General features: G+C 72.0%; 2 protein-coding genes and 1 pseudogene. 2 read left to right on the top strand and 1 reads right to left on the bottom strand.

The window, feature by feature from the left end:
• Positions 1-375: pseudogene (locus G6020_RS03740) on the top strand (allophanate hydrolase); the annotation flags it as partial.
• A gap of 93 nt (positions 376-468) precedes the next feature.
• Positions 469-1,104: a hypothetical protein gene (locus G6020_RS03735; protein WP_017835462.1), complete on the top strand. Its 636-nt coding sequence runs from the start codon at positions 469-471 to the stop codon at positions 1,102-1,104.
• Between the two features lie 3 nt (positions 1,105-1,107).
• Here the strand turns inward: G6020_RS03735 and G6020_RS03730 are convergent, their stop codons facing one another.
• Positions 1,108-1,704, bottom strand: a complete 597-nt coding sequence (locus G6020_RS03730; protein ID WP_182609698.1) for an HD domain-containing protein — start codon at positions 1,702-1,704, stop codon at positions 1,108-1,110.
• Between the last annotated feature and the right edge of the window lie 417 nt (positions 1,705-2,121).

Below are 2,121 nucleotides of genomic sequence, written 5' to 3'. Positions count from 1 at the left end.
GCGCCGGCCGTCGACCTGGTGGTGTTCGGCGCACACCGGCGTGGGGGCCCGCTCGAGCACCAGCTCACCTCACGTGGCGCCGCCTGGCGTGGGCCGGTCCGGTCCAGCGCCGACTACCGGATGTACCGCCTCGACACCGAACCGCCCAAGCCGGGGGTCCTGCGTCACCCGGACGGCGCCGCGTTGCTCGGCGAGAGGTGGACGGTCTCCCCGGCGGCGCTCGGCAGCTTCCTCGACCAGCTCCCCAGACCGATGCAGCTCGGCCGGGTGACGCTCGAGGACGGCACGGAGATGGTCGGCTTCGGGTGCGAGCCCACGGCCGTCACCGCGGAGGCCGACGACCTCACCGAACTCGGGGAGTGGCCCCTCGGGTGAGCTCTGGGCACGGGCGGGCCGATCGTGCGGCGCCGGATACTCTGGGCGTCAGGTCCGCACCCGCCGCGACCTCGAACAGTGAGGTGAGCGCCAGTGAGTCAGCTCGTGTCCTTCTACGAGACCGCACCCGTCACCGACAAGCGCGGTCTGCTCACCGACGTCATCCAACGTCCGATGCAGGTGCGGTCGGGGTATGACGTGGTGGAGGGCGAGGTCGTCCCCCGGGTGGTCTACGTGCAGGCGCCGATCGAGGGCCGCCCGCTGTTGGTGCCGTTCGGCCAGTACGACGCGTGGAGCCTGCGGCAGCGGTTCGAGGAGGCGCTGAGGGTGATGAACACCCTGGGGGCCTGCGAGATCGAGTGCGCCACCTACAGCGCCCGCCGCAACGCCGTCGCCGCCCGGGTGGGGGTGGGACCGATGGCTGGGTGGGGCAAGGTGACCCGCACCCAGAGCACGGACTTCGACTATTCCTTCTCGGGCTCGGGGGCCTCCCCTCGAGACCCCGGGCCGATCCGGTGGACCAACATCCCCGGCCTGGACGCCGCCAAGCAGTCGGTGCTGCTCAACGGCGGACGCCGGGTGGAGATCACGATCGAGTCGGAGTCCGAGTTCGCCGCGGACTCCGACCTCGCCCGGCGCCTCAAGTCCGCCGGCCTGGTTCTCGGCCTCGAGGGGCGGACCCAGGCCAAGACCCTGCTGCGGATCAAGGCCGAGTTCCCGGCGGTGTGACCTTCAGCCGCCGCTCACCGGCGCCAGTGCCGCGACGTCGTCCACCGCCCGGCGGAGCTCACGCGAGGCCGCGCAGTCACCGAGCCGCCGGGTGACGGCATCCGCGATCGACCGGTAGAACCACAGCTTCTCCTGCGGCCCGGCGTTGAAGTGCCCCCACATGTCGTCACCCAGTCGTTCGTGGGCGGCGACCATCGAGCGCAGATTGTGGGTCTTGTCCGCCGCCGAGATGAGCAGGCATTCCTCCGAGTCCTCCGCGAGCGCGGCGAGGTACCCCTCCTTGCGCACCCGCCACGGCGGGGTCTCCTCACCCGCGGTCTTCTCCTCCGAGACGCCGCGGACGAGCTCGGTGACCCGGTCGCCGAACTCGGCGATCATGTCATCGGCCGAGTAGACCGACGGCGGGACGTCCTCGAGGACGTCGTGGAGCAGCGCGGCGACCGCCACGTCCGGGTCGTCGGTGAAGTCGGACACGATCATCGCCACCGCCACGGGGTGCGCGATGTAGGGCGTCGGGTCGTCCTTGCGGGTCTGGCCGGCGTGGCAGCGGGCCGCGACCGCGAGCGCGCGGTCGATGGTGGGTGTCCAGGTGAGGGACATGGATGCTCTCCTCTGTGGGAGGGGTCCCGGTGCCGGGCGACGCCACCGGGTCGTGGGACGGGCGCCGGCGACCGGTGGTCCGGCGGCCGGGGAGCGCTGTTCTCCCACACCCCGAGTAGACACCACGGGTACGACAGGTCGGGTGGGTACCGGCCTGTACCGGGTCCGCTGGAACCGACCGGCGGGGTGGGGACGTCGTACCTCATGACCGCGATGCGAGGACGAGATCACGACGACGACGAGGTGAGCAGATGCCCGACGGGACGATCAGAGCCGATGCGGACAGGATCGGGGCCGCCGTCGCGGTGTTCCGCGAGTCCGGTGAGCGAGTCGCGGAGGTGACGTTCCCGCACGTCGCGGCGGGCGTGGCGGCCGCGCTGCCCGGGGGGTCGGCGATCGCCTCAGCCCTGGACCGGG

Origin of the sequence: Dietzia sp. B19, from assembly GCF_014145155.1 — a bacterium.
In the GTDB taxonomy this organism is placed as follows: Bacteria; Actinomycetota; Actinomycetes; order Mycobacteriales; family Mycobacteriaceae; genus Dietzia; species Dietzia natronolimnaea.
Note: the sequence above shows the minus strand (reverse complement) of the source record. Positions and strands in the feature narration are given on the sequence as shown.

Excerpts from the sequence above, each read along its gene's own strand:
- G6020_RS03730 (WP_182609698.1), bottom strand. The coding sequence starts at position 1,704 with ATGTCCCTCACCTGGACACCCACCATCGACCGCGCGCTCGCGGTCGCG.